The following is a 20,174-nucleotide window of genomic DNA, read 5'->3' as shown; positions in this document are numbered from 1 at the left end:
GTCCACCGCCGCCCGCTCGACCGTCGCGGGTTCCTCCGCCTGGGTGGGGCGGCCGGTGGCGCCGCCCTGCTGGCCGCCTGCGGGTCGGGCACCGAGTCCCCCACGGCCGGGGCGTCCGGCGGCAGCTCCGGCGCGGCGTCGTTCGGCGCCGTCACCGTGCAGCTGTCGTGGGTGAAGAACGTCGAGTTCGCCGGTGAGTTCCTCGCCGACGACCGCGGGTACTACCGCGACGCCGGCTTCGACTCCGTCGAGCTCACGGCGGGTGGGGCCGCCGGCACCTCGGCGGAGGCGGCGCTCGCGACCGGGCGGGCCTTCCTCGGCGTGTCCGCACCCCTCATCACCGCGCCCGCCATCACGCAGGGTGCCGCCCTGAAGATCGTCGGGGCCACCTTCCAGAAGAACCCCTTCGTCGTCGTGTCGCTGGAGGCCGCGCCCATCCCGTCGCCCAAGGACATGGTCGGCAAGAAGATCGGCGTGCAGGACAGCAACGACCTGGCGTGGAACGCCCTGCTGAAGGCCAACGACCTGGACCCCGCGTCCATCACTCGGGTGCCGTTCCAGTCGAACCTCGCGGCGATCACCACGGGTGAGGTCGACGGCTACATCGGCTACAGCACCTCGGGGGCCGCGGCGCTCAGCGCCACCGGCACGCCGGCGACGCAGTTCCTGTTCGCCGACAACGGGCTGCCGCTGTTCGGGGAGACGCTCGTCGTCGCCCAGCAGAGCATCGACGACGAGCGGGCCAAGCTCAAGGCGTTCCTCGCGGCGACGGCGCGCGGCTGGTCCGACGCCGTCGCCGACCAGGCCGCGGCGGCCCAGGTGGTCGTGACGAAGTACGGCAAGGACCTGGGGCTCGCCGCGGACGCGCAGCAGGCGGTCATGGGCCGCCAGGCCGAGCTCATGGTGAGCGAGGAGACGAAGGCCAACGGGTTGCTCACCATGTCCGACGAGCTCATCGCCGCGAGCCTGCGCTCCCTCGCCGCCGCCGGCATCACCATCGAGGCCGGCGACCTCTTCGACCCCTCGCTGCTCGCCGAGGTCTACGAAGAGGACCCCTCGCTCAAGGGCTGAGCCGATCGCGACGCGCGGGGCGGGGTGCCACGGTCCTCACCGTGGCACCCCGCCCCGCTCGCCGAGACCGTCAGTCCTTCAGCCCCGCGTTGATGTCGGCGCTCATGACGTAGCGCTGGAACACCAGGTAGATGAGGACGAGCGGCACGATGGAGATGACGGACGCACCCAGCAGGACGGACCAGTTGACGTTCTCGGCCCCGACGATGCTCTGGATGCCGATCTGCAGCGTGAACCTGCTCGGGTCGTTGAGCACGATCAGCGGCCAGATGTAGTCGTTCCAGCGCCACTGGAACGAGAAGATCGCCAGGGTCAGCATGATCGGCCGGGCGATCGGCAGCATGATGCGGACGAACGTCGAGATCTCGCTGGACCCGTCGATGCGCGCCGCTTCGAGCAGCTCCTCGGGGACGGTGGAGAAGAACTGCCGGAACATGAAGACGCCGGTCGCGGTGATGACCGACGGCACGACGATGCCCGCGAGCTGGTTGTAGAGGCCGAGGGTGTTGGTGAAGTACCGGGCGAAGTCGCGGCCGGCAGCGCGACGACCCGGGTCGCGACCACGCGGGCGGTCCAGCGGCGGGAGGAGCGGGGCACGCGACCACGCTCGCACGACAGCGCCGGGTCGTTCACCCGGCGTCCACCCGTGCCCGCCAGACTGCGCCGGGCCACCGGTGACGCCGGCGGGGGACACCGGACGGGGACGGGAGCACGGGTGGCGGACGACACGACGGGCGCGGCGGGCGGCACCCCGACCGGGCGGCTGACGCGCCGGCTCGGCACGCGCGACGCCGTCGTCGTCGGGCTCGGCAGCATGCTGGGAGCCGGCGTGTTCTCGGCCTTCGCCCCGGCCGCGGCCGCCGCGGGGTCCGGGCTGCTGCTCGCGCTCGTCGTGGCCGCGGTCGTGGCGGGCTGCAACGCCACCTCCTCCGCGCGGCTCGCGGCGCTGTACCCGGAGTCCGGCGGCACCTACGTCTACGGCCGCCGCCGCCTCGGGGACTTCTGGGGCCACCTCGCCGGCTGGGCGTTCGTCGTGGGCAAGACCGCCAGCTGCGCGGCCATGGCCCTGACCCTCGGCGCGTACACCGCCCCCGGGCACGAGCGCGCCGCCGGTGCCGCCGCGGTCGTGCTGCTGGCCGCGCTCACCTACCGGGGGGTGCAGAAGTCCGCGGCCTTCACGCGGGCCGTCGTCGCCCTGGTGCTGGCGGTGCTGGCCTTCGTGGTGGTGTCCTCGCTCGCCGGGGGGACGGGCGGTGGGGACCGTCTGGTCGTCTCCGCCGGCACGGGCGTGGCCGGCGTGCTGCAGGGGGCGGGGTTCCTCTTCTTCGCCTTCGCGGGCTACGCGCGCATCGCCACGCTGGGCGAGGAGGTCCGCGACCCCGTCCGCACGGTCCCCCGCGCGATCGCCGTCGCCCTCGGCACCGTCCTGCTCGCGTACGCCGCCGTGGGCGTCACGCTCCTGCTGGTGCTGGGCGCGGACGGCACCGCGGCGACGGCGTCCCCGCTGCGCGCGGCGGTCGAGGCCGGCCCGGCGGCGGCGTTCGCCCCCGTCGTCCAGGTGGGCGCGGCCGCCGCCGCGGCGGGGTCGCTGCTCGCCCTGCTGCTCGGCGTCTCCCGCACCACCCTGGCGATGGCCCGCGACCGGCACCTGCCCCGCACCCTGGCCGCCGTGCACCCGCGCACGGGCGTCCCGCACCACGCGGAGCTCGCCGTGGCCGCCGTCGTGGTGGTCCTCGTCGCGACGCTCGACCTGCGCGGCGCGATCGGCTCCTCCTCGTTCGGGGTCCTCGCCTACTACGCCGTGGCCAACGCGTGCGCCCTGACCCTGACGCGGGCCGAGCGCCGGCCACCGCGGTGGGTCCCCGTGCTCGGCCTCGTCGGCTGCGTCGCCGTGGCCGTCAGCCTGCCCGCGTCCTCGGTCCTGGGGGGCGGCCTGGTCCTGCTCGCCGGGGCGCTGACGTGGGCGGTGCGCCGCCGGGTCAGTCCTTCAGCCCCGCGTTGATGTCGGCGCTCATGACGTAGCGCTGGAACACCAGGTAGATGAGGACGAGCGGCACGATGGAGATGACGGACGCACCCAGCAGGACGGACCAGTTGACGTTCTCGGCCCCGACGATGCTCTGGATGCCGATCTGCAGCGTGAACCTGCTCGGGTCGTTGAGCACGATCAGCGGCCAGATGTAGTCGTTCCAGCGCCACTGGAACGAGAAGATCGCCAGGGTCAGCATGATCGGCCGGGCGATCGGCAGCATGATGCGGACGAACGTCGAGATCTCGCTGGACCCGTCGATGCGCGCCGCTTCGAGCAGCTCGTCGGGGACGGTGGAGAAGAACTGCCGGAACATGAAGACGCCGGTCGCGGTGATGACCGACGGCACGACGATGCCCGCGAGCTGGTTGTACAGGCCGAGGTCGCGGATCACCAGGAAGGACGGGCTGAGGATCACCTCGGTGGGCAGCATCGTGGTGGCGAGGATGCACACGAAGAACGCCTTGAGCCACCAGTTGCTGTACTTCGCCAGCGCGTAGCCCGACATGGCGCTGGCGATCACCGTGAGGACGGTCGTCGAGATCGCCACGACGAGGGTGTTGGTGAAGTAGCGGGCGAAGTCGAAGCTCGTCCACGCCTGCTCGTAGCCCGCGACCGTGGGGTTGCGGGGGAACAGCGTCAGCGGGTAGCTGAACAGGTCTCCCGCGGGCTTGAACGAGGACAGCACGAACCACAGCAGCGGGAAGCCGTACAGCACGACCAGCAGCCACATGATCGTCGTGGCCGACACGGTGCGGACCTGGTCGCCGCGGCTGGTCACCTTCGTCGCGGGGCGCCGGCGCAGCGCCGGGGCGCGGAGCGTGGGGACGGCCATGTCACGCCTCCCGGCGGCGGTTGACGGAGAGCTGGACGAGGGCGATCGCCATGAGGATCAGCATCAGCACGAAGGACGCCGCACTCGCGTAGCCGATCTGCCCCCGCTGGAAGCCCGTGGTGAAGATGTACTGCACGATGAGGTTGTTCTCCGTGCCCGGCCCGCCGTTGTTGAGGGCGACGAACAGCGCGTACTCCTTCATCGACCCGAGCGTGGACAGGAGCACGACGATGAAGGACGTCGGGGCGATGCCCGGCAGCGTGATGTAGCGGAAGCGCTGCCACGGGCTCGCGCCGTCGATGGCGGCCGCCTCGTAGTAGGAGGCCGGCACGTTCTTGATGGCCGCGATGAACAGCAGCATCGAGAAGGCCGTGCCCGACCACGCGGCCGCGACGGCGACCACGACGAGCGAGAGGTCGGCGTTGGACTGCCAGGCGATCGCGTCGCCGCCGAGCGAGGTGACGACGTAGTTGACGAGGCCGAAGTTCTCCCCGACGATCCAGCGCCAGATGACGCCCACGAGGATCGGGGAGATCAGCCACGGCACGAAGAAGACCACGCGGGCGACGGGCTTGCCCTTGGTGTAGGGGCTGACCAGCAGCACGGCCAGCCCGAGCGAGAGCAGGTAGGACAGCGGCACCGTCAGCACGGTGAACAGCAGCGTCCGGACGAGCGCCGCGTAGAACGCCGAGTCGCCGAGCAGCCGCTCGTAGTTCTCCAGGCCGACGAACGGCGCCCGCCCCACGCCCGTGTAGCTCGTGAAGGAGTACCAGAGCCCCGTCGCCGCGGGCCAGACGAAGAAGACGGCGAAGAGGACGACGTTGACGGCGACGAAGAGCAGGGGCGCCAGCTGGTAGCGGGCGGCCCGGCGCCGCTGCCGCCGCAGGTCCGGGGTGCGGCCGGACGCGGTCGCCGGCGCCCCGGCCGCCGCCGCGCCGTCCTGCGGGGGGCCTGGGTCCAGCACGCTGTTCGCCATCGTCGTCTCCCGGGAGGGTGGGTCAGCTGCCGATCTGCTGGTTGATCAGCTTCACGATGTTGTCGGCGGCCTGCTGGACGGTCTGCTGCCCGTTGATGGCCTTGGCCATCTCGTCCTTCGTCGGGTCGTCGCTGATGCTCTTGCCGTCGAGCGTGAGCTGGTCGCCGTTCTTGTTGCCCGTCGAGGAGATCGGGTCCGCCAACTCGATCTCCTTCTGGTACAGCGCGAAGGCGTCGAGCGCGTTCTGCTGGGTGAGCGGGTACTGCAGGTCCAGGCCCGTCTCGACCGGCAGGTAGCCGTTCTTCTGCACCAGCTGGGTGTAGTTGGCCGGCTCGAACATGAACTCGACGAACTGCAGCGCCGCCTCCGCGGTGTCGCCGTTGTCGAAGGCGACCATCTTGCCGCCCGTGTTGATGTCGGTCGCGTGCACCGGCTGGGCCGGCGTCGGCGCCGAGACCCACTCGAACTGCGTGATGCCCGTCGCGAAGTCCGCCACCTGCCACACGCCGGAGAAGTAGGCGACGACCTGACCGCTCTTGAACAGCGCGTTCGGGTCCGCGCCCGACGTCCAGACGGACTTGGGCATGACGGTGTCGTCGTTGAGGTCGACGAACTCCTGAAGGACCGGGATCGTGGCGGCGTCGTAGGCGAACTTCCCGTCGTCGCCGAGCTGGAAGCCCTCGGCCCCGTGCGTGTAGATCCACGCCTTGATCCGGGCCGGGGAGTTGTCGTAGACCAGGTCGTACTTCGCACCCGTCGCCTCGCGCACCTTGGTGGCCGAGGCGAGGAAGTCGTCCCACGTCCACGTGGCGGCGGGGTCGGTCGGGTAGGTGACGCCCGCCTGGTCGAACAGGGACTTGTTGATGTAGAGGCCGGCGGCCGTGATGTCCGACGGGATCGTCAGGACCTTGCCGTCCTCGCCCTCCTGGAACAGGTCGGCGTCGACCTTGTTCGTCGCACTGGTCGCGATCGCCTTGAGGTCCTGCAGCTGGTTGGTCCAGATCGGGTCCAGCGACGGTGCGCGGGCGACGTCCGGCAGGGAGTTCGCCTGCGCGGCCTGGCGCAGCTTCGTCTGGAAGCCGTCGTACGGCACGTTCACGATGGTGACCGTGGTGCCCGTCTTCGCCTTGAACTGCGTGGCGAGTTCCTGGTAGCCGGCGGTCTGCGCCTCGCTCGCGGACAGCCACAGCGTGATGGTCGAGGCGTCGCCGCCGCTCCCCCCGCCGGAACCCGACTCGGAACCGCAGCCGGCGAGGGCCAGCGCGCCGGTCAGGCTGACGCCGAGGGAGCCCGCGAGCACGGCCCGCCGACTGGTCCTGGATCCGCTCATCGATCGACTCCTTCGTCTGTCCGCCGCCCCGTCGGGTCCTGCGGCGACCGGGCGGCACTGCTCGGTGACCTGCCGCGAACCGTAGGTGGAAAGGGCTTACCACGTCAAGGGTGCACCGCTTCCACGCTCAGCCCCACGCGCAGGTGGCAGGGCGTGCGGAAGGCGACGAGCAGCAGCTCCCCCTGGGCCGCGTCGGTGCCGCCGAGGAACGCGTAGTCCTCCCCGGGGTGGTACCCGGGCGCCCGCCGCGGCGCCGCGACCGGCCCGCCACCGGCGTCCTCGGCGGCGAGCACGCGCACGTGCAGGACCTGCTCCCCCTGCCGGTAGGCGGCCGCGGCCCCCGGTCCGGCCGCGGGGTCCAGCCGCCAGCGGTGCTCACCGTCGGCCCGGGCCCCGGTCATCGACCCGCCGGGGCGCAGGGCGAGCTCCAGCACCGCGTCGACGGCGGGGCCCGTCGTGTCGAGGGTCAGCTCCGCCCCGCCGTCGACCAGGCGGACGTCGACGTCGGTCGTCAGCCGGACGACGTCGCGCTCCCGCGCCCCGAAGGACATGGCGGCGCTGAAGCGGCCCTCGTCCTCGACGGCGTAGGCCCCGGCCGGGTCGCGCAGGCCGGCCGCGAGCGGCTGGTAGTACGCCGCGCCGACCTCCTCGTGCAGGTGCACCCCGTCCTCGCGGACCGCCGACGTGTCGGCGCGGAAGGGCCCCAGGCCGAAGAACGTCCGGCTCAGCCGCACCCCGTCGAGGGCGAGGGACGGCGTGAGGAGGCGCAGGAAGGTCGGGTTGGTCGCCAGACCGGAGCGCACGCGCCCGTGCCGGGCGTGGTCGGAGCCGCCGAACACGACGGTCGTGCCGCGGGGGCCGTGGTCGAGCACGACGCCCGCCGCGGCGAGCACGCGACGGCGACGGGGCGCGGGAGCCTCGGCGGGCGGCAGCGCCGCGGCCGCGTCCGGGTCGAGGACCAGCTGCGCCGCCGCGCGGGCGGGCTGCTCGACGCCCTGCGCCAGGGCGAGCTCGGCCGCCCAGGCGAGGTCGCCCCGCCCGCGCGCCCGGGCCACCCGGCGCAGCGGCAGGAGGTACGCCCCGAGGCGGATGGTCCCCCGCTGGTCCTGGCGACGGGAGTGCACGGTCTCGACCGTCCCGTCCGGCAGCAGCAGGTCCAGCGTGGCGGTGAGGTTGCGCTCCACCGCGTCCACGAGGTCGTCGCGCCCGAGGACGTCCGCGATCGCGAGCAGCGAGGGGTTCGAGACGTGGGCGGCGTAGTTCGCGCTGCGCTCGGAGAACAGGCCGTCGCCGTCGATGTCCACGCCCTCGGCGAGCCACTGCTCCACCCGGGCGACGAGGGCCGGGTCGGGGCGCACGCGGTGCAGGCGGGCCAGGGCGGCGGAGAGCTCCCACCGGTGGTTCGGCGTGTGCACGCCGCCGCGCAGCAGGGCCGGGGTGGCCGCCGCGAGGACCTCGTCGAGCGCTGCGGCGAGCGCCGGGGCGCCGGGGGCCGACGGCGACCGCAGGAGCGCGGCCGCGTCCGCGAGGTCGTTGACGCTGAACGCGGAGTCGGGCGGGGAGTCCACGTTGTCGCCACCGGTGAACAGACCGCTCGGCCCCTGCAGCGCGCGCAGGTGCGCGACGAGCCGCTCGGCCGGCCGCAGCAGGACGGCGGGGTCGGTGGTGGGGGCGCAGGCGCCCGCGACGAGACCGAGGACCCGGTGGGCCAGCGCCCGGTGCTCCAGGTGCGCCCACGCGTCCCCGTCCGCCTCCGCCCGGACTCCCGCGAGGAACGCGTCCAGCGCCACCCGCACCGCGTCGAGGTACGGCTGGTCCACGGTGTCGTCCACGTGCGTCCTCCCGTCACCCCGGCGAGCCCACCGCCGGCCGGTTCCCGCGCCCCGCAGCACGACTCGTGCGGTCCGCAGGAACCTACCGGGTGGGCCCCGGGCCGACGGGGGAGGCCGTCGGCCGCGGACGCGCGCGTTCCGGGGCGTGCATCCTGGGGACGTGGGTCCGAGAGGCGAGAGTGGCGGAGGGAGTCTCGACGAGGTCGCCGACGCGCTGTACGGCCTGCCGCCCGGGGAGTTCACCGGCGAACGCGACCGCCGGGCGAAGGAGGCCCGCTCCGCCGGCGACCGCGACCTCGCCACCGCCGTCCGCGCGCTGCGCCGGCCCTCGGTGGCGGCGTGGGCCGTCAACCAGCTGGTGCGGCGCCACCCCGACGTGGTGGACCAGCTGGCGCAGCTGGGTTCCGCCCTGCGCAACGCGCAGCGGTCCCTCGCGGGTGCGCAGCTGCGGGCGCTGTCGGGCGAGCAGCAGCAGCTCACGGCCGCGGTCCGCGGGCTGGCCGAGCAGGACGCCGCCGACGAGGGCGTGGCCCTGAGCCCCGCCGTGGGCGAGCAGGTGGTCCAGACGCTGCGCGCCGCCCTGGCCGACGAGGACGCCACCGCGGCGGTCCGGTCCGGTCGCCTGACCACCCACCTGGAGCACACCGGGTTCGGTCCGGTCGACCTCGACGGGGCCGTCGCCCTGCCCCGGGCGGCCCCGTCGTCACCGGCGACGCGGGAGGACGCGCCGGCGAGGGACGCGGAGCGCAAGCAGGCGGACGAGCGGGCGGCCCGGGAGCGCGAGGAGCAGCGGCGCGCGGCGCGCGCCGACGTCGAGCGGGCGGAGCAGGAGGTGACCCGGGCCGCGGACGCCCTCCGGGCCGCGGAGTCCCGGGCCGCGCAGGCCGCGGCCGCGGAGGAGGCGGGCACGGAGAGCGTGCGCGACCTCGAACGCCTGCTCGAGGAGGCCCGCCGGGCGCGGGACACCGCGGCGGCCGGACGGCGCGAGGCGACCGGGGACCGCGACGCCGCCGCCCGCGCCGCGCGGGGGGCCGACGCCGCCCTGCAGCGGGCTCGCCACCACCTCGACGGGCTCACCGGACCCCCACCGTGATCGTGCGCGGGAGCACCGGCACGACCACGGAGGACCGGTCGACAGGGTCGGTCGGCAGGGGTCGGTCGACAGGGATCAGTCGGCGAGGAACTCCAGCAGGACCCGGTTGAACTCGTCGGCGTGGCTGACGTTGCAGCCGTGCGGGGCGCCGGCGATGACGTGCAGCCGGCTGCCGGCGACCGCCGCGTGGGTGCGGCCCCCGGAACCCTCGAGGGGCACGGTCGCGTCCCCGTCACCGTGCACGACGAGCGTGGGCACCTGGACCTTCGGCAGGTCCGCCCGGAAGTCGGTGGTCGCGAACGCCTCCATGCACGCCAGCGCGGCCCTCTTGTCGGCCTGCCGCGCCAGCGCCAGCGCCTCCTGACGCTGGACCTCGCTCACCCGCAGCACCCCGTCGACCGAGAAGAACTGCGTGACGAACTCCTCGTAGAAGGAGTCCTCGTCGGCCGTGAGCGCGGCCGTCATCCCGGCGGCGGCCTCCTTCGTCAGCGGCCCCTCGGGGTTGTCGTCGCCCTGCATCAGGTACGGCGGGACGGCGGCCGCGAAGACCGCGCTGCGCACGCGCTCGCCCCCGTACCGGCTGAAGTACCGCGCGACCTCCCCGCCGCCCATGGAGAAGCCGACGAGGGTGACGTCGTGGAGGTCGAGGGCCTCGAGCAGGGTGTGCAGGTCCTCGGTCAGCGTGTCGTAGTCGTAGCCGCTGCGGGGCTTGTCGCTGCGCCCGAACCCGCGGCGGTCGTAGGTCACCGCGCGGAAGCCGGCCCGCTCCAGCGGCGGCACCTGCTCCGACCACGAGGCGCCCGAGAGGGGCCAGCCGTGGATCAGCACGACCGGACGGCCGCTGCCGCCCGTGTCGTCGACGTGCAGGTCGGTGTTCCTGAACAGCCCGTGGTGGGCCGTCACCTCGGTCATGGTTCTCCCTGGGCTCGCGGTGGAGCGCCTCCCCGGTGGGGACGCGGTGCCTCGGGGACCGGGCACCGGTTGAACGCGGGACGACCGTAGGCGAGGGTCGCCGGCGGCGCGCGGCGGCGTCCGCCGGGTCGCGTCAGGCCGGCGCGGCCCGGCGTCGCACGTCGAGCGCCGGCAGCGTCCAGCCCACGAGGGGCCCGATGAGGACGGCGAACGCGACGGTCCCCGGGCCGACGTTGCCGCCGAGCACCCAGCCGACGGCGAGCACCGACACCTCCACCGCCGTGCGGACCTGCCACACGGGCCGCCCGGTCCGCGCCCGCAGGCCGGTCATGAGCCCGTCGCGCGGGCCCGGGCCGTAGTGGGCGCCGATGTAGAGGCCGCTCGCCACGGCCAGCAGGAGCAGACCGGCCGAGAACAGCAGCACCCGCAGGCCCAGGCCGGCCGGGGCGGGCAGCACCGCGACCGTGGCCTGCAGCACGGTCCCGACCACGAGGATGTTCAGCACGGTGCCCGCACCCGGCCGCTGCCGCAGCGGGATCCACAGCAGCAGCACCAGGAGCCCGACGACGTTGGTGACCCAGCCGACACCCACGCCGCTCTGGCGCGAGAGCCCCTGGGCGAACACGGTCCACGGGTCGACCCCGACGGCGGCCTGCACCATCGCGCCGTCGGCGATGCCGAACAGGACGAGACCGATGAGGAGCCGGGGGATCCGGACGCGGTGCGGGGCGGCGAGTGGACTGCTCACACGCTCCATTGGACCGCTTCCGGCCCTGCCGAACCAGTGCCAATCGAGCTACGGTGGCCTGGTGCAGACGATCGGCGCAGGCGCCCTCGCGACGCTGCTGGGGCCGTGGCGCGACCGCTCCCCCGCCTACGCCGCCCTGGCCGACCGCGTCCGGCTGCTGGTGCTCGACGGCCGGCTGGCCGTGGGGACGCGGCTCGCGGCCGAGCGGGACCTGGCCACCACGCTCGGCGTGAGCCGGGCGACCGTGAGCGCCGCCTACGCCGCCCTGCGCGACACCGGCCACGTCGTCAGCGTCCGCGGTTCCGGCACCGTGGTCCAGCCGCTGGACCGGGCCGCCACCGCCACCCTCACCGTCCGCCCGGCGCACCCGGACGCCGACGTGCTCGACCTGACGAACGCCGCCATGCCGGCCGTGGAGGGTTTCCAGGCCGCGGTCGAGCGGGCGCTGCTGCGACTGCCGCCCCACCTCGCCGGCCACGGGTACGAGATGCAGGGCGTGCCCGAGCTCCGCGAGGCGGTCGCGGCGCGCTACACCGCGCGCGGGCTGCGGACCCGGCCGGACGAGGTCCTCGTGACGATCGGTGCGCAGCACGCGATCGCCCTGCTGGCGCGGACGTTCCTCACCCCGGGCGACCGCGTCCTCGTGGAGTCGCCCACGTACCCGACGGCGGTCCAGGCGCTGACCGCGGCCGGCGGGCGGCCCGTGCAGGTGCCGGTCGGGCGCGAGGGCTGGGACGACGACGCGCTGCACGACGCCTTCGCCCGCGCCCGGCCCCGCCTGGCCTACCTCGTCCCCGACTTCCACAACCCCACGGGCGCGGTGATGCCCGCGGCGCAGCGCCGCAGGGTCGAGGAGCTCGGCGCGCGGCACGGGACCCGCGTGGTCGTCGACGAGTCGATGGCCGACCTGAGTTTCGCCGAGTCCGCCGCGCCGTGGGTCCCCTTCCCCGGCGACGTCGTGCACGTCGGCTCGCTCGCGAAGTCGGTCTGGGGCGGCCTGCGGCTCGGCTGGATCCGCGCCGACGCCGCGACGATCCGGGAACTGCTGCACCGGCGCTCGCCGACGGACCTGGGAACTCCCGTCCTCGACCAGCTCGTGGGCGCCGAGCTCCTCCCCGCGCTCGACGGGTACACCGACCGCCGGCGCGGAACCCTGCGCGCCGCCCACGACGCCCTGCACGCCGCGCTCGCCGACCGCCTGCCGCAGTGGGACGCGCCCCGCGTCGACGGGGGTTTCAGCACCTGGGTGAACCTCGGGGAACCGGTGAGCAGCAGCCTGGTGCTCGCCGCGCGCTCGCGCGGGCTGCTGCTCAGCCCCGGCCCGCGGTTCGGGGTCGACGGGGCCTACGAACGCCACCTGCGGGTGTCGTTCACGCTGCCGCCCGGGCGGATGCGCCGCGTGGTCGACGTCCTCGCCGACGCGTGGGAGGACGTCGGGCGCCTGCCGCGGCTGCAGCCCGCGAGCATCGCGCTCGTCTGAGGCCGGCTCACCCGGCGCCGAACACCCGCCGGTCGATGGCGTTGGCGATCACCGGGGCCGACGCGGGGAACAACCGGACGAGCAGGTCGACCGCCTTGGCGTCGCCGCCGACCAGGATGCGCGACCTCCCCGCCTCGACGCCGTCGAGGACGGTCCGGGCGGCGCGGTCGGCGGGCATCCGCAGCAGCTTCTCCTCGTAGGTCCGGGCGCGGTGCAGCTGGTCCGGCGTCAGCTCGACACCGCTGCGCCGGGCCTCCTCGATCCCGGCCGACGCGATCCGCGTCCGCACCCCGCCGGGGTGGACCACGGTGACGCGCACGGGGAGGCGGTCGGCGAGCACCTCGGCGCGCAGCGACTCGGTGAGACCCCGGACCGCGAACTTGCTGGCGCAGTAGTCGCCGGACTTCGCCTGGGCGAAGAACCCGTTGAGGCTGGAGACGTTCACGACGTGCCCGTCGCCCGAGGCGACGAGGTGGGGCAGGAACGCCCTGGTGCCGTGCAGGACGCCGTAGAGGTTCACGGCGAGCGTGCGCTCGACCACCCGCCAGTCGCTGTCCAGCACGCTCTGCCCGCCGCCGCTGACCCCGGCGTTGTTGTAGACCTGGTGCACCACACCGTGGTGCGCGACCACGTCGGCGGCGTAGGCCTCGACCGCGAGCCGGTCGCTCACGTCCAGCCGGGCGGTGTGCACGCCCACCGCGGGGACCGCGGCGCGCACCAGGCCGGCGGTGGCGGCCAGCCCCGCCTGGTCGACGTCGCACAGCGCGAGCCGCGCGCCGCGCCGCGCGAGCTCCAGCGCGAGCTGGCGGCCGATGCCGGAACCCGCGCCGGTGACCACGGCGACCTTGCCCCGCACGCTGTTCCTCGTCCTCATGTGCCCTCCCGCCCGGGACGCTACCGTCGCGTGTGGTGGACGTCGGACGCGGTGACCACGGGGGTCGTGCGCTGGTCCTCGCGCTGTCGTCGGCGTCCGTCGCCGGCGGGCTGCTCCTGCCCCTGTCGCTGGTCTACTTCACCGTCCTGACCGACGTCCCGCTGCCGCAGCTGGGGGCGCTCGTCGCCGCCGCGGGTCTCGTCGCCCTGCCCCTGCCCGTGCTCGCCGGCCGGCTCGTCGACCGCTGGGGGCCGCGGCCCCTCGTCGTCACCGCCCTGGCGCTGCAGGCCGTCGCCTGCGCGGGGTACGTCGTGGTCCGCGGACCGCTCGGCGTGTTCACCGCCTCCGCCGTCGCGGCGGTCGGGGGACGGCTGTTCTGGTCGAGCGTGTTCGCGCTCGTCGCCGAGCACGCCGAGGCGCACCCCGTCCGGCCGGTCGAGTCGTGGTTCGCCACGCTCAACGTCGTCCGCACCGCGGGCATCGTCGTCGGCGGCCTCGTCACCGGCGTCGTCGTCTCGCTGGGCGCCGTCGGCGCGTACGTGGCCGTGGCCGGGGCGGCCGCCGTGTGCTGCGCCGTCGCGAGCCTCCTGGTCGCCGTCGGGCGCCCGGGGCGCGGCCGAGGCGGTGCCGCCCGGCCACCGGAGCGGGCCCGGGGACCCGCGGGGTACGGGCGGCTGCTGCGGGACCGGGGTTTCCTCGCGCTGCTCGTGACCAACAGCGTCTTCGCGACGTCGACCCTGTTCGTCGGCCTGGCGCTGCCCACCGTGGTCCGGTCCGGCCTGCAGGGGCCGGGGTGGCTGACCGCCGCGCTGCTCGTGGTCAACGCCCTGCTGGTCGCGGTCCTCGGGCCGCGCGGGGGGCGGGTCGCCGCGCGCCGGGGACCGCTGGTGCCGCTGCGGTGGGCGGCCGCGCTGTGGGCCGCGGCGTTCACCGCGCTGGCGCTCGGGGCGGCGGGGACCCTGCCCACCGCGGTCCTGTTCCTGGCGGCGTCCGTGCTCGTCCTCAGCGCCGCGGAGGTGCTGCACGCCCCGGCGTCGGCCGCGCTCGTCACCGCCCTGGCCGGGCCCGACGCGCGCGGCCGCTACCTCGCGGTCTTCCAGTACTCCTTCGTCGCCGCGGAACTGCTCGGGCCGCTCCTGTTCGCGGGCCTGTTCGACCGCGGCGCGGCCCTGCCGTTCCTCGTCCTCGCCGCCGCGAACCTGCTGGCCCTGCCCGGCCTGCGGATCACCGGCCGCCTCGTCGGGCGCGCGGAACGCCGACCCCGGACGTCGTCCTGACCCGCGCCCTCACCCGGCGGCGAGGAGCAGCGACGCGGCGAGGGCGAACATCACGAGCGCGATGCCGACGTCGAGGACGCGCCAGGCGCCGGGGCGGGCGAACAGGGGACGCAGGAGGGCGGCGCCGTAGCCGAGGGCCGTGAACCACACGGTGCTCGCGACGGCGGCACCCGCGGCGAACCACCACTGCCGGCCGGGGTGGCTCTGCGCGATGGAGCCCAGCAGCACGACCGTGTCGAGGTAGACGTGCGGGTTGAGCCACGTGAGCGCGAGCGCGGTCGCCACCGCGGCGCCCAGCGAGGCCGGCCCGGGATCGCCACCCTCCTCGAGCGCGTGCGGCGCCAGCGCCCGGCGGGCGGCGAGGACGCCGTAGACGACGAGGAACGCGGCACCCGCGACGCGCACGGCGAGGAGGACCGCGGGGTGCTCGCGGACGACCGCGCCCGCACCCGCCACCCCCGCCGCGATGAGGGCGACGTCGGACAGCACGCACACCACCACGACCGCGCCGACCCGCTGACGTCGCAGCCCCTGTCGCAGGACGAACGCGTTCTGCGACCCGATCGCCACGATGAGGGACAGCCCGAGGCCGAGCCCGGCGGCGGCGGCGAGGAGGTCGGGGAGCACACGCCGACGGTAGGGACCGTCGCGGCCGCGGAGAAGCCCGCGCCCCGCACCCCCGGCGGCGCCGCCGTCGCGGCGGGCCGCCCGGGCGCTTGCGCCGATCCGGTGACGTGGGGCTCGCACGCCTGCCGGTCGACGCCGCCGCCGCTACCGTGCTGCCCCAGCCGAGCGCGCCGCCGGCGGACAGGAGGTGGCGTCCGACCCCAGGACCGCCCGGCCCGTCTCCGCTCGACCACCTCTCCCGAGGACCGCATGCACCCCTGCACCGTCACCGCCCTCCAGGTCCGCCCCGTCGCCGCGGACACCCTCGTGGTGAGCCTCTGGTACGTCGCGCACGGCACCGGCGGGGACGGTGGCGCCTCCGACCGCGGCCACTGCGTCCTCCACGTGCGCGGTGAGCGCGACCCCGGTGAGGACGCGGTCGGGCCGACCCGCTTCGACCGTCTGGTGCGCCTGCCGGACGTCCCGGACCACGACGCCGCGTGCGTCAGCGTGATCGTCGAGGACCTCCCGCCCGGGTCGTGGCGGGTGACCGCGTCACGGTGCACCGACCACGCCGGCCACGAGGCGGCACCGCCGCCGGACGGCGCCGGTCTGCCGTGGACGGGCTGGGTGACCACCGCCTCGCTGCCTGCGCCGCGGGCGCACCGTGACCCGGGGGGCGAGGGCGGTGCGGCGGCCGCACGGGGCGTCGGGGCACTGCTCACCGCCTACCGGGAGGCTGTGCGCCGGCTCGCCCCGCACTGGCACCTGCCGGGGGTCCACGGCCTCGCGTCGCTGGCCGTCCTCGTGCTCGGCGCGTGGATGGCGGTGTGGATGACGTCGCAGGTGGCCGCCCGGTGGGGTCTGCCCGCCGCGGAGGTCGCCGCCTCCGCCGTGATCGGCCTGGGAGCCGGGGTGGTGACCGCGGCCGCGGTCTCGGCGGTGCTGCGGCGGCTCTCGCGGCAGTGCCGCGGCCTCTTCCCCCACCTCGTGCTGGTCGTCGTGGCGGTCTCGGTGCTGGCCCTGGGCGCAGCGTGGGAGGGCCTGGCCGTGCGGACCGTGCTGGACGCGGCGACACCCGGGTTGCTGCTCGGACTGACCGCAGGGCACGTGTCGGCCGCCCTGAGCGGCCGCGGAGCCGGGCGTCCCCGCCGCTCGCGGTGGGCGTTGTGGGCGACCGACCGCCACCTCGCCACCCGACGCGTCCCGGTGCAGCTCTGCCAGGCGGCGTGGACGGGAGCGCTGGCCCTCCTGAGCCTGGCGGGCACCGGCCTCACGGAGGTGACGCACGTCGCCGACCTCCACCTGGAGGGCGCGCTCTTCACCGTCGGTGCGGTGCTCTGCGTCGCGGCCCGCCTGGTGTGGCGCGGGACGACGGCGCGGCCGTCCCGCGCGGAGGAGGAGCCGAGGCGGTCACCCACGGTGGCCCTCCTGCTGGCGGTGCCCCTCGCGGTCGCGGTCATCCTGCCTGAGCACTGACGGCGCAGCACCACCTGTGGGCCCGGGGGGCGCCGGGTGACGGGGCTACGGTCGCGGGGTGAGCGGTGAGCAGCCCCCGTCGCGGCCCCGTCCTCCCACGGCCCTCCCCGCGGACGACCACGTCCACTCGCAGTTCTCGTGGGACGCGAGCGCAGGCGACCTGGCGGGGACGTGCGCCCGCGCGGTGGCGCTCGGCCTGCCGGCCGTCTCGTTCACCGAGCACGTCGACCTCACGGCGTGGACACCGCCGGCGGGCGGCTGGGACTGGACCGCGGACGTGCGCGGGCGTGTCGACGACCACGGCCGGTTCCTCGCCGACCCGCTCGAGGTCGACGCCTACCTCGCCGAGCTGGAACGGTGCCGCGGGCTGTTCCCCGGCCTGCGGATCCGCAGCGGCATCGAGCTCTCCGAGGGCCACTGGCACCCCGACGCCGCGGCGGACCTGCTCCGCCGGGGCTTCGACCGGGTCGTCGGCTCCGTGCACTCCCTCGCGGACCTCGCCGCAGCGGGGGCGCATCGGGAGTTCGGGCACACCCTTGAACAGCGCTCGCCGCTGGACGCGGTCCGGGCCTACCTCGCGGAGGTCTCCGCGATGGCGCGTGCGAGCACGCCCTTCGACGTCCTCGGCCACCTGGACTACCCGCTGCGGTACTGGCCGACCGGGGCAGGGCCCGTGCCGTGGGACGACCTGGAGCCGGACGTCCGCGACACGCTCGGGGTCCTCGCCGCCTCGGGGCGGGCGCTGGAGGTGAACACGTCGCTGCCGATGGACGTGCGGCTGGTGCGGTGGTGGCACGAGGCCGGCGGGGACGCGGTCGCGTTCGGCAGCGACGCGCACAGCCCGGACGAGCTGGCCCGGGGTTTCCGCGCCGTGGCCGGGGCCGTCGCCGCCGTCGGGTTCCGCCCGGGCGACGACCCCACCGCGCTGTGGGGTCGCGCCTGAGCGGTGCGCGAGGAACTAGTTGAAGACGGCGTGCGTGACGGCCGTCGGGGCGTCGTACTCGCCGTCGCCCAGCGCTTCGAGGGCGTCGACGACCTCCTGCGGCGCACCAGACCCCTTCGCGTGGTCCACCAGCGCGTCCTTGCTCGCGGGGTACTCCACCCCGGAGAGGTGCTTCTGGATGTCGATCGGGCTGACCTTCTCCGCCACGGGGACCTCCTCGTCGTCGCCGGCGCCCGGTGCGCCGACCCCGACCCCCTACCCCGGCCGCCCGGGGCCATGCTCAGGAGATCGCGGCGAACCGGGCGGAGAGCGTGCGCAGCGCCTCGCGCAGCCCGGCGGGTTCGACCTCGCTGACGGGCGCGTCGAAGGTCGCGAGGATCCCGGCGACCCCCGCCCAGGACCACGCGCCCAGCGTGAACCGGCAGCGGCCGGGGCCCGCGTCCTCGACGACCGACCCGCCGGGCGCCCAGCGGGCCACGACCGGGGCCGGCAGGTGGAGCACGACGGAACCGAGGCAGGGCCAGCCGGCGGGGGTGTCGCCGCGGTCGGGGCGCGTCGTGACGAACGCCTCGGCGCTGCCCCCGGGCACCTCGCGGCGGGCGAAGGGCGTGCCCGTGGCGGCGAGGGGGTGCAGCCGGTCCACCCGCAGCACGGCCCAGTCGCCCGCGTCGAGGTCGAACGCCACGAGGTACCAGCGGCCCGCCCACACGACGAGGTCGTGGGGTTCCAGCCGCCGCGGCGGGCGGAACCCGACCTCCCCCGGCACGGGACGCGCGCCGTCGGCGGCGACGGCGTCGACGCGCAGGACGTGACCCCGGCTGACGGCCGCCCCGACGGCCGCGAGGACGTCCGGGTCCAGGGGCGGGGCGGCGAAGTCCCACGCGTGCGGCACCGCCGTGACCCGCACGGCGTCGACGCGCGCCCGCAGGCCCGGGGACATGACCTGCCGCAGGGTCGCGAGCGCCCGCGGGGCGGCGTCGCCCAGCCCGGCGACGGGGACGGGGGCGGTCTGGAGGGCGAGGGCCACGGCCACCGCCTGCTCCTCGTCGAGCACGAGCGGCGGGAGCGTGCCGCCCGCCCCCCAGCGGTAGGTGCCCGACGGCCCCCGGCTCGCGGACACGGGGTAGCCGAGGCCCCGCAGCGTCTCGACGTCGCGGCGCACGGTCCGCGTGCTCACCTCCAGCCGGGCCGCGAGGTCGGCGCCGGACCACGTGCGTCCCGCCTGCAGCAGGGACAGCAGCGTGAGCGTGCGGGTCGACGTGGCGGCCATGCCGGCCATCCTCGCGGCAGAGGCGGACATCCCGTGTCCGCGACCGGTGCGAGGCTCGCCACCCGCTCACCGGCACCAGGAGGAACCCCCGTGATCGACCGTTCCGGCTCCCGCATCGACCACCTGAACGTCGCCGTCCCCGACCTCGCGGCTGCCGTCGCGTTCTACGAACCCGTCCTGGCGTCCATCGGGATCGTCAAGATGCTCGAGATCCCCGAGGTGCCCGAACCGCCGCGGGCGGCGATGACGGGTTTCGGCTGGCCCCGCGTGAAGCCGTTCTTCTGGCTGGTCGACCACGGCACCGTCGGGACCAACATGCACCTCGCGTTCACCGTGGACACGCGGGAGGACGTGCGGACGTTCTACGCGGCCGCGCTCGCCGCGGGGGCCACGAGCCGCGACGCCCCCGCCGTGTGGCCCGAGTACCACGACGACTACTACGGCGGTTTCGTCGACGACCCGCACGGCATCAACCTCGAGGCGGTCTGCCACCTGCCCCTCGAGGAGGGCTGACGCGCGGGGTTTCAGGCTCGGCCGTCCCCGCCCTCCCGCTGCGCGTGCCAGGTCACGACGAGGGGCACGTCCCACGCGGCGCGGGTCGCGGCCGGCAGGAGTTCCATCAGCGTCCACGGCCACAGCGACCACGGCCCGAGGTCGGCGCCCGTCGTGGAGGGGGCCGGAGCCGGGCCCGGCGGGGGCTCCTCCGCGGCGGGACCACCGGGTTCCTCGCACGCCCGCACCGCGAACCCGTGGGACAGGAACGCCCGGAGGAACTCGCCGAGGGAGTGCCGGTAGGTCGGTACGAGGCCCGGCCCACCCCCGGGGCCCGGGGCCGCCACGACCGATCCGCGGAAGATCAGTTCGTGGTGGACGTCGGAGACGACGAGGTGGCCGCCGGGGCGCAGCACGCGCGCGAACTCCTGCACCGCGGGCCCGAGGGACGGCAGGTGCGACAGCGCGAGCGCGCAGACGACGACGTCGACCGAGGCGTCGGCCACGGGGAGCCGCTCGAGGGCACCGGCCACGAACCGGGCCTGCGGCACCCGACGGCGGGCCACGGCGAGCATCTCCGGTGAGGCGTCGACGCCGACCACGTCGTGGCCGGCCCGCACGAGCCGCTCCGCGAGGCGGCCCGTCCCGCAGGCCGCGTCGAGGGCGGCGCCGGGCGCCAGTCCGGCGAGGACCGCGTCGACGAACGGCTCGTCGAGCTCGAACAACCGGTTCGGCCCGTCGTAGGTGGGCGCCCAGTCGCGGTACCCGCCGGTGGCCGTCCCGCGGGCCACGTCCACGCCGGGGTGGTCGGCGAGCAGCGGGTCGTCGAGCAGCCGGCGCACCTCGGCCAGCCGGTCGTGCGTGAACGCGCGGTCGGCGTCCCCCGCCCACCCGCGCAGGAGCGCGAGCCCCTCGACGCCCAGCAGG

At 75.4% G+C, this 20,174-nt stretch carries 19 protein-coding genes and 1 pseudogene; 8 read left to right on the top strand and 12 right to left on the bottom strand.

Annotated features, from left to right (window positions below):
- Positions 1-1,071: ABC transporter substrate-binding protein (locus tag GTR02_RS08320; protein WP_205708858.1), on the top strand; the 1,071-nt coding region annotated here is incomplete at its 5' end.
- Positions 1,072-1,141: 70 nt separating this feature from the next.
- On the opposite strand, the pseudogene GTR02_RS08315 reads toward GTR02_RS08320, so the two are convergent.
- A pseudogene (locus GTR02_RS08315) lies at positions 1,142-1,573 on the bottom strand (carbohydrate ABC transporter permease); the annotation flags it as partial.
- A 213-nt stretch (positions 1,574-1,786) separates the two neighbouring features.
- Here GTR02_RS08315 and GTR02_RS08310 point away from each other — a divergent pair.
- Positions 1,787-3,073: an APC family permease gene (locus tag GTR02_RS08310; protein ID WP_338073673.1), complete on the top strand. Its 1,287-nt coding sequence runs from the start codon at positions 1,787-1,789 to the stop codon at positions 3,071-3,073.
- Here the strand turns inward: GTR02_RS08310 and GTR02_RS08305 are convergent.
- The 4 genes from GTR02_RS08305 to GTR02_RS08290 form a co-directional block, all read right to left on the bottom strand.
- The gene (locus GTR02_RS08305; protein WP_420814708.1) at positions 3,051-3,833 is read right to left on the bottom strand and encodes a carbohydrate ABC transporter permease; all 783 of its coding nucleotides are present in this window, start codon (positions 3,831-3,833) and stop codon (positions 3,051-3,053) included. The two genes, GTR02_RS08310 and GTR02_RS08305, sit on opposite strands and share 23 nt — an antisense overlap.
- Positions 3,834-3,936: 103 nt before the next feature.
- On the bottom strand, positions 3,937-4,911 hold the full coding sequence (locus GTR02_RS08300; RefSeq protein ID WP_166607016.1) for a carbohydrate ABC transporter permease: 975 nt from the start codon (positions 4,909-4,911) through the stop codon (positions 3,937-3,939).
- 22 nt (positions 4,912-4,933) lie between these two features.
- Positions 4,934-6,241, bottom strand: coding sequence for an extracellular solute-binding protein (locus GTR02_RS08295; protein ID WP_166607015.1), 1,308 nt, complete (start codon positions 6,239-6,241; stop codon positions 4,934-4,936).
- Between the two features lie 104 nt (positions 6,242-6,345).
- Entirely contained in the window at positions 6,346-8,073 is a 1,728-nt protein-coding gene (locus GTR02_RS08290) for a hypothetical protein (RefSeq protein WP_166607014.1), read from the bottom strand.
- Between the two features lie 160 nt (positions 8,074-8,233).
- Here GTR02_RS08290 and GTR02_RS08285 point away from each other — a divergent pair, with 160 nt between their 5' ends.
- On the top strand, positions 8,234-9,166 hold the full coding sequence (locus GTR02_RS08285) for a coiled-coil domain-containing protein (RefSeq protein WP_166607013.1): 933 nt from the start codon (positions 8,234-8,236) through the stop codon (positions 9,164-9,166).
- Between the two features lie 75 nt (positions 9,167-9,241).
- Here GTR02_RS08285 and GTR02_RS08280 read toward each other — a convergent pair whose 3' ends face one another.
- Both GTR02_RS08280 and yczE read right to left on the bottom strand, forming a co-directional pair.
- A complete protein-coding gene (locus tag GTR02_RS08280) occupies positions 9,242-10,078 on the bottom strand; it encodes an alpha/beta fold hydrolase (protein WP_166607012.1) in 837 nt (278 codons plus the stop codon).
- Positions 10,079-10,211: 133 nt separating this feature from the next.
- Positions 10,212-10,835 carry a membrane protein YczE gene (gene yczE, locus GTR02_RS08275; RefSeq protein ID WP_166607011.1) on the bottom strand — a complete coding sequence of 208 codons (624 nt, stop codon included), beginning with the start codon at positions 10,833-10,835 and terminating at the stop codon, positions 10,212-10,214.
- A gap of 52 nt (positions 10,836-10,887) precedes the next feature.
- Here yczE and yczR point away from each other — a divergent pair, with 52 nt between their 5' ends.
- Complete coding sequence (yczR, locus tag GTR02_RS08270; protein ID WP_338073671.1) at positions 10,888-12,306, top strand: MocR-like transcription factor YczR; 1,419 nt, start codon at positions 10,888-10,890, stop codon at positions 12,304-12,306.
- Between the two features lie 7 nt (positions 12,307-12,313).
- Here yczR and GTR02_RS08265 read toward each other — a convergent pair whose 3' ends face one another.
- Complete coding sequence (locus GTR02_RS08265) at positions 12,314-13,180, bottom strand: SDR family NAD(P)-dependent oxidoreductase (RefSeq protein ID WP_166607009.1); 867 nt, start codon at positions 13,178-13,180, stop codon at positions 12,314-12,316.
- Positions 13,181-13,215: 35 nt separating this feature from the next.
- Between GTR02_RS08265 and GTR02_RS08260 the strand changes: the two genes are divergently transcribed.
- On the top strand, positions 13,216-14,457 hold the full coding sequence (locus tag GTR02_RS08260; RefSeq protein WP_166607008.1) for an MFS transporter: 1,242 nt from the start codon (positions 13,216-13,218) through the stop codon (positions 14,455-14,457).
- A gap of 9 nt (positions 14,458-14,466) precedes the next feature.
- Here the strand turns inward: GTR02_RS08260 and GTR02_RS08255 are convergent, their stop codons facing one another.
- Positions 14,467-15,084, bottom strand: coding sequence for a LysE family transporter (locus GTR02_RS08255; protein ID WP_166607007.1), 618 nt, complete (start codon positions 15,082-15,084; stop codon positions 14,467-14,469).
- Positions 15,085-15,333: 249 nt separating this feature from the next.
- On the opposite strand from GTR02_RS08255, the gene GTR02_RS08250 reads away from it, so the two are divergent.
- Positions 15,334-16,542, top strand: coding sequence for a hypothetical protein (locus tag GTR02_RS08250; RefSeq protein ID WP_166607006.1), 1,209 nt, complete (start codon positions 15,334-15,336; stop codon positions 16,540-16,542).
- Positions 16,543-16,600: 58 nt separating this feature from the next.
- The gene (locus GTR02_RS08245; RefSeq protein ID WP_166607005.1) at positions 16,601-17,485 is read left to right on the top strand and encodes a PHP domain-containing protein; all 885 of its coding nucleotides are present in this window, start codon (positions 16,601-16,603) and stop codon (positions 17,483-17,485) included.
- A 15-nt stretch (positions 17,486-17,500) separates the two neighbouring features.
- Here the strand turns inward: GTR02_RS08245 and GTR02_RS22915 are convergent, their stop codons facing one another.
- On the bottom strand, positions 17,501-17,692 hold the full coding sequence (locus GTR02_RS22915; RefSeq protein WP_166607004.1) for a DUF2795 domain-containing protein: 192 nt from the start codon (positions 17,690-17,692) through the stop codon (positions 17,501-17,503).
- Positions 17,693-17,765: 73 nt separating this feature from the next.
- The gene (locus tag GTR02_RS08235) at positions 17,766-18,755 is read right to left on the bottom strand and encodes a helix-turn-helix transcriptional regulator (RefSeq protein WP_240895306.1); all 990 of its coding nucleotides are present in this window, start codon (positions 18,753-18,755) and stop codon (positions 17,766-17,768) included.
- A gap of 90 nt (positions 18,756-18,845) precedes the next feature.
- Between GTR02_RS08235 and GTR02_RS08230 the strand changes: the two genes are divergently transcribed.
- Complete coding sequence (locus tag GTR02_RS08230; protein ID WP_166607003.1) at positions 18,846-19,268, top strand: VOC family protein; 423 nt, start codon at positions 18,846-18,848, stop codon at positions 19,266-19,268.
- Between the two features lie 11 nt (positions 19,269-19,279).
- Here GTR02_RS08230 and GTR02_RS08225 read toward each other — a convergent pair whose 3' ends face one another.
- Positions 19,280-20,173: a class I SAM-dependent methyltransferase gene (locus tag GTR02_RS08225; RefSeq protein WP_166607002.1), complete on the bottom strand. Its 894-nt coding sequence runs from the start codon at positions 20,171-20,173 to the stop codon at positions 19,280-19,282.
- Position 20,174: the final 1 nt, after the last annotated feature.

This window comes from Kineococcus siccus, assembly GCF_009906795.1.
GTDB classification, from domain to species: Bacteria; Actinomycetota; Actinomycetes; order Actinomycetales; family Kineococcaceae; genus Kineococcus; species Kineococcus siccus.
Note: the sequence above shows the minus strand (reverse complement) of the source record. Positions and strands in the feature narration are given on the sequence as shown.

Coding starts and splice junctions, on each gene's coding strand:
- GTR02_RS08305 (WP_420814708.1), bottom strand. CDS start 3,833: ATGTGGCTGCTGGTCGTGCTGTACGGCTTCCCGCTGCTGTGGTTCGTG.
- GTR02_RS08300 (WP_166607016.1), bottom strand. CDS start 4,911: ATGGCGAACAGCGTGCTGGACCCAGGCCCCCCGCAGGACGGCGCGGCG.
- GTR02_RS08295 (WP_166607015.1), bottom strand. CDS start 6,241: ATGAGCGGATCCAGGACCAGTCGGCGGGCCGTGCTCGCGGGCTCCCTC.
- GTR02_RS08280 (WP_166607012.1), bottom strand. CDS start 10,078: ATGACCGAGGTGACGGCCCACCACGGGCTGTTCAGGAACACCGACCTG.
- yczE (WP_166607011.1), bottom strand. CDS start 10,835: ATGGAGCGTGTGAGCAGTCCACTCGCCGCCCCGCACCGCGTCCGGATC.
- GTR02_RS08265 (WP_166607009.1), bottom strand. CDS start 13,180: ATGAGGACGAGGAACAGCGTGCGGGGCAAGGTCGCCGTGGTCACCGGC.
- GTR02_RS08250 (WP_166607006.1), top strand. CDS start 15,334: ATGCACCCCTGCACCGTCACCGCCCTCCAGGTCCGCCCCGTCGCCGCG.
- GTR02_RS08235 (WP_240895306.1), bottom strand. CDS start 18,755: ATGGCCGCCACGTCGACCCGCACGCTCACGCTGCTGTCCCTGCTGCAG.